Here is a 6,062-nt window from a genome sequence, read left to right on the forward strand (position 1 = left end):
GCCCTTGATATTCATGGTGCCCGAAGCCGGAATCGAACCGGCACGCCCTTACGAGTGGGGGATTTTAAGTCAGTACTTTTATTATTATTTATCAAGCAGTTAGATAGTTACCCGCTACTAAACTCTACTTTAATAGCTCCAAGGACGCTCCTTATTTCCGGCCCTCGACCCATGGGCCTGCGGAGCAGGAGGAACGACAAGTTAAAGGCTCGAGGCGCTGCTGATTCCTATTGCTGCTCATGTTAAACGTCAACAGGTCCTAAGCCATCAAGATTGTCATCCTCAGTAGCGTGATCGAGTCTCTGCAACTCCAAAGCACCGACCAAATCCTCTCTCTGCACCTGTTCAAGAGCAGCTGTCGCGGAGGACTCCATCGTGGCCATCAGCATGGTCTCCGAAATCCGAGTATCGTTTAGGAGCTGTCGAAATATTCGCGCCGCAGGCGGGTGCCCTAGGATCACTCGCGAGAAGGCGGCGAAATCAGCCGCCTCTGTGAAGTTCTTGAGGTGGAAAACGCTAAGCACGGGATCACTGAGTACGACTTCGGGATCCACTCCTAGCAAGCCCGCGTGCCAATCGTCGGGATCCGGATCACCCGGACCGCCAGGCCGCGGAATGTTGCGCAGCGACTTGGAATAGTGGACAGCGAAGTCACGGAAGAATTTTGCAGTCTTTGCTTGGGCCGCGAATTCCTTGTCGAAGTACGACTGTGGTACGTATGTCAGTTGGCCGGTAATCGGTACTCGCTCGACGGTGTGGAGCACCTCACCGCTACCGAGGATCTCCTCCACCACTACATACACCACATAGTTACGATCTGCAGCGCGGTTGTTTTTGATTGACACAATCAAGCGATCGGCTTGCCAGTGCAGGCTGTAGTCGAATTGCACATCCTGCTTCACCGCGAGGCGGTGCTGGCCTGACGGCGGCTCGTGCCCATCGCCCCAGCCTATGACATCGGTGAGTTGGTCGTTGTCCTGCAGAGAGATGGCATCAACAATAGCGGCGTTACTGAGTGTATGAGGGAAGATGGCCGGAATTGGTGACGGGAGAGGTGCTGTCGTGGATCCGCCGCCAGCTTCCACTCCTACGCTGCGTAGTGATGCCTGAAGTACTGCCTCGCTCGGTGACACCGCAACTGGAAGCGGTTGCACTGGAATCCACCAGTCAAACGTTATCGCCTTCATGGTCACCGTGCTGCTCATGTCACGCGGGGCGGCACTTGACGTACCTTCAGCCAACTGGATTTCAGACAGAGCCACTCCCGTCGAGGTGGAAAGCATCTTGAAACCCGGTCGCTCCGGGTCGTTGATGTATCCGACCTGATGGTAATTAGTGTAATTCTGCTCGTTATCCCATGAGCCACCCGCCACCGAGTAATTGGCACTGAGGGTTCGTAACCACACACGATACCGCAGCGTACGTTCGCGGCCCAAGGGTTGAGTTGTGAACCAAGTGATCGCCTTGTAGGCCACTGGCCGCCGTTCCGCGCGCGCCGAAATCACGCCGGTCATGAGAATCGGCTGGCTCTCGACCATTACGCTCACTCCGGCGCCTGGCCGCTGTCGCAACAGTGCCTTGGAGCTGACGGTCTGACTGTGGTCAGGATCGGTGGCCTCATTACGCAGCGTCGCGACTAGGTGTATCAGATTCAGATAGCCGCTGCTGTAAAGCAAATCAACATAATTTTGTTCAGCCACTGCGTTGGCGGCGGATGCGCACTCGGCCGGGTTCGTGATTCGATAGCGGCGGCGCGTGGGCGGTGGTTTGTTAGCCGGCTCCCAGCCCAGAACGGGATCAATCTCGTCGTAGTGTTCGAGACGGGCCGGCGGAATCCACCGCACGTCAAGCAGCCCCTGCCGCGCGTTCTCAGGACCTGGGTACTGGAAGGAGCCAGCTTTGAACTGCGGCGTGAAGAAGGCGTCGTTGTGGGCGAACAGATCGAATGCCCCCACCTGGAAGCGCGTGTTGTCGGGTGCCAGGTAGGGGGCAATGCCAAAAGCCGAAAAATCTACGACCTCCGAGGGATCGAGTCCCCAGGGCAGACCGCCCGCCGCGCCGCCCTCGAAGTCGGCAGCGGTATAGACCGTGCGCGCGAGACCTTCACGCCGCATGTTCTCGGCCAGTACCTCAAGGGCGATAGCGAAGTCCCATAGATCCTCGCGTTTTTGCCTGGTTGATCGGAATTCCGGGACAGCAGCCCGCAACACCGTCAGATATCCGGTGACGGCGAATGTCACAAGTGGCACCATCAGGCGGTGATCGAAGCGATTCGCACCTTGCGGCGGAAGCCACGCGGGCACTTGTCCGCCGGACACCGGAAACGTGAATAGCCGATTCGAGATCCATGGCCAGACGTGCTGGTACTCACTACGATCGAACGTGGCCAGCCATGTGCTGCTGTCGAGCAGATTGCGCACAGCAAGGCCTGCGTTATTGAGCTGATTGCGGACGTCTTGCTGGCGGAGAAGTAGCGTTGCTTGGTCTGGGGGCGTGTTCTTGATTTCGACGAGGTAGTTCTTGATCTCAGCCAAAGCTGCCGAGATCACATTGCGTTGAGTGCGCAGGTCGCGCTGTTGAATCTGAATTTCAAGCGCCTTAACCTTGCGTGCCAATTCGTCGAAGCGACGAGTGATGAGCAGTTCAAGGGCCGATGGCCCTTCCTTGAACAAGCCAAGCAACAGAGTGAGCACGGCCAGCGCCGCTCCCACAATGGGTACCACGGAGCCGATCAAACTTGCGACGGAGCCAACGGCCTGTAGCGCGCCGATAAGATCCTCCTTATCGCCTGCGGCCATCCCAATGCCGTCGAGGATTTTGTCGAATTTCTGGCGGCTCTTCGGGTCGTCCCTGTTGGGAAGAGCTTTAGCGATGCCTTGAAACGCTTTGGCCAGTGCGTCAGGTTGAATAGGCAGCCCTCCACCGGGAGTCGGGTAGACAGGCTTCCCCGGCTCTGGGCCGTGAGACAGAACGCCTTGACTGTTCATGTACAAACCACCACCCAGGTGCACACTGAATTCAAATTGAGACATTTCTCTGCTCCAAGCCAAGGCGAGAACAAGAAATCAACGACTTATATAGAAGAATTGAGCCGTAGGCGGCTGACATGTCTGATATTTGAGTTGTTAAGCATAGGCAGCCATTTAAAAATCACACGCCGAGGCTCAAGTAATCTTGGCTATTAATAAAATTACCGAACGAAATAACGATGCGGGATATCCAACGGAGTTGTACGCAGCACATTTCGCTAAATTCACTGATCCCTCAACTTCGCGAATGATTTAGAGCCGCAACAGCAAAAACTAATGTCATATTAAATTTATGATCTAGTGTTTAATCGATTTTTACCCTAACTCACGGCGCTGACTATGAGGCAGATTCTTTTCCGTCTAGGTTTCCCGTAACAAGGCATGCATGACCTGCCAAACGGGATAACTCTAAAGCGCCCCTGTACTCGAAGACGCCTTCGTACATCAGTAAAGGGTGGGTATCGGTCCGCTGTGTCACTATTTTCAAGCCTTCCAGCGGTGCATGAATATACACCGCAATCGACACGGGATTGTTTCTGGGGCTATTTGTGTGTTCAGGCGTCAGAGTGCAGTATCACGTGCATTATGCATACAGGCACATGCTTCCCCTCCGTTTTCGGGTGAGACCTCGGAAACGAGTAAGATTAGTAAGACCCTCAACCAATCCACCTCAAGACCTTGATTTCATTGGCCTCTCAGAGCATTCCGCAAAGTAACTTTTAGGTAATTCAGAGGTAAGATAATTACTATTTGGAAAGGTAATTTTTTCTTCTTCATGCCCTTTTATAAATCAAACAGTTACACCAACATCACCTGTTTGATTACTCAAAATTATTTTATGAAGCAAAACGAAAACCCCAGTGGATCCGGGCCTTTCGACCGATCCGGTCCCTCAACATTACCTCCTTACTTTTTTCCGCTAGCGTTCCTGAAAATCCTTACTCGCGTGGAACGCTTTCAGCGACCGATCCAGTTTTGTCGTCACGCCAGTCCAGCGCCAACCTGCCCTTCGCAGGGACTTGCAGGCTTTTTCCCCTCCACTATTGCTACGACAGCTCCCGACCTGGACGTTGCTGAGCCATGTGCAGAAGTGCAGAAAAAAGACCCATTTAGCCCGCAGGCGAGGTGGGGGGACGACGGCGCGCGCCGGGTTCTCGCCTCACCTTGTGGCACGCCAATAGCACCAAGCCACCGCACAGAGTTGGTGTGCGCCGTGTCCGGCCTGCTGGTGCCGCCGTTACGGACAGCCTTACGGCATCTGGATTCGCACAAGCTATGCTTGTGCTCACCGGTTAGCACAACGTTAGGCAAAACTGAGGAAACTCTATGGAAAGTCTAGGTCTGTGGATTGGTGCGTTTTGCTTTGGAGCGGTTATTGGCTGGTGTGCAAGCCTAGCCATTCGTGCTGAGTCAGCCTTTGGACTTTCACAGCTATCAGCCCTCATTGGGGCTGTGGGCGGCGCCGCAGTATCCGCCCACTTTGACAGTGTGCTTTTCTCAGCATATTGCGTTGGCCTAGCAATTTTTTTCTTCCTGCATCGTTTTCTAGCGTACCGACCAATCCGAGATTTCATCGAAAGAGAGTTCTACACGGAAGACAAGTCACGCGCAGCTACACGCTCAAATACCGAGTGACTATCTCGGCGAACAACAGGGAATACCCCCTCTTGCGGGCGTTTCGCAGGCAGAAAAAAACCGCCTCTCGGCGGCTTAAGCGATACTGTTTCAGTAATTCACTGTGCCCTCCAGTCAGAACAGCCCCCCAAAGACGCTGGTTCCCAATTCATGATCACCAACTCCCCGCTGACTTCATCCTTCCCCTGTCGCTGGTTCGCCGTGCTGTAACGGATATCCACCGTTTCGAAGTGAAAACCCTCAAACACCCTTCGAATATCTGGATGATCGTTGATGCTAACCATCACCTTACCCTTACATCGCCGCATGAAGTCGGCCATCCGTTCGTAGTTCTCAAACGGGAAGTCCACGCCATACCCAGCGATCTGCCAGTAAGGCGGTTCCATGTAGTGGAAGCTATGCGGCCGGTCGTAGCGCTCCGCGCATTCAAGCCAACCCAGGTTTTCCACATGAGTACCAGACAAACGCTACCAGGCCGCTGAAAGGTTTTCCTCAATCCGCAGCAAATTGATTGCCGGCCCGGTGGTCGCCGTACCAAACGTTTGACCACTGACCTTGCCAGCAAAAGCATGGTGCTGCAGATAGAAAAACCGAGCGGCGCGCTGGATGTCGGTGAGCGTTTCAGGGCGCGTCATCTTCTGCCACTCAAAGACCTGCCGAGAACTGAGCGCCCATTTGAACTGACGCACAACCTCTTCCAAGTGGTTGTGCACCACGCGATACAGAGTCACCAAATCGCCATTGATGCCATTAAGCACCTCAACTGGTGCCGCCTGCGGTCGCATGAAAAACAGCGCGGCGCCCCAGCAACCACTTCGCGATGCCTTGGATCTGTTCTATCTCACTGCCCAACGCATTGCCGACACGCTGAAAATGGATGAGCGAGACATCCGTGATGGCCAACTTTCGGTTCGCCAGGGGAAAACCAGCATGAAGCGGCGGATCGAGATTGTTGGCGAACTGAAAGTTGTGATCGATCGGATCATGGCGCGCAAATCCGGCTACAAGATCCGAGCTACTCGCCTGGTCGTCATGGAAAATGGCCAGCCGATGACAACAAGTATGCTCAGAAAACGATTTGATGATGCTCGGGAGGCTGCCGGTATTCCAAAAGCTGACTTTCAGATGCGCGACCTCCGGGCGAAGGCAGCGACGGATAAGGAAGAATCGACCGGCAATATTCGAGAGGCGATGGACCAGCTTGGCCACACCACCGTCGTGATGACCGAGCACTACATCCGCAATCGGAAAGGCAAAAAGGTAACGTCGACTAAATAGGAATTGCGGCAAGATTTGAAAATTGCGGCAAGAAAAAACTAAGGGCCTGCATGAGGAATCTCATACAAGCCCTTGATATTCATGGTGCCCGAAGCCGGAATCGAACCGGCACGCCCTTAC

Annotated in this window: 1 protein-coding gene and 2 pseudogenes; 1 reads left to right on the forward strand and 2 read right to left on the reverse strand. The window is 54.3% G+C overall.

Translation table 11 applies throughout. From position 1 onward, the window contains the following. Positions 1-242 precede the first annotated feature (242 nt). Positions 243-3,032: a hypothetical protein gene (locus HNQ83_RS30755; RefSeq protein ID WP_175392601.1), complete on the reverse strand. Its 2,790-nt coding sequence runs from the start codon at positions 3,030-3,032 to the stop codon at positions 243-245. A 1,730-nt stretch (positions 3,033-4,762) separates the two neighbouring features. Beyond that, positions 4,763-5,467: pseudogene (locus HNQ83_RS30760) on the reverse strand (DNA adenine methylase); the annotation flags it as partial. A 1-nt stretch (position 5,468) separates the two neighbouring features. Between HNQ83_RS30760 and HNQ83_RS30765 the strand changes: the two are divergent. Then, positions 5,469-5,942: pseudogene (locus HNQ83_RS30765) on the forward strand (tyrosine-type recombinase/integrase); the annotation flags it as partial. Positions 5,943-6,062: the final 120 nt, after the last annotated feature.

Origin of the sequence: Pseudomonas sp. C2B4 (genome assembly GCF_013359695.1) — a bacterium.
Lineage (GTDB): Bacteria > Pseudomonadota > Gammaproteobacteria > Pseudomonadales > Pseudomonadaceae > Aquipseudomonas.

Bases quoted from the DNA above. Each gene is read 5' to 3' on its own strand.
- HNQ83_RS30755 (WP_175392601.1), bottom strand. From the start codon at position 3,032: ATGTCTCAATTTGAATTCAGTGTGCACCTGGGTGGTGGTTTGTACATG.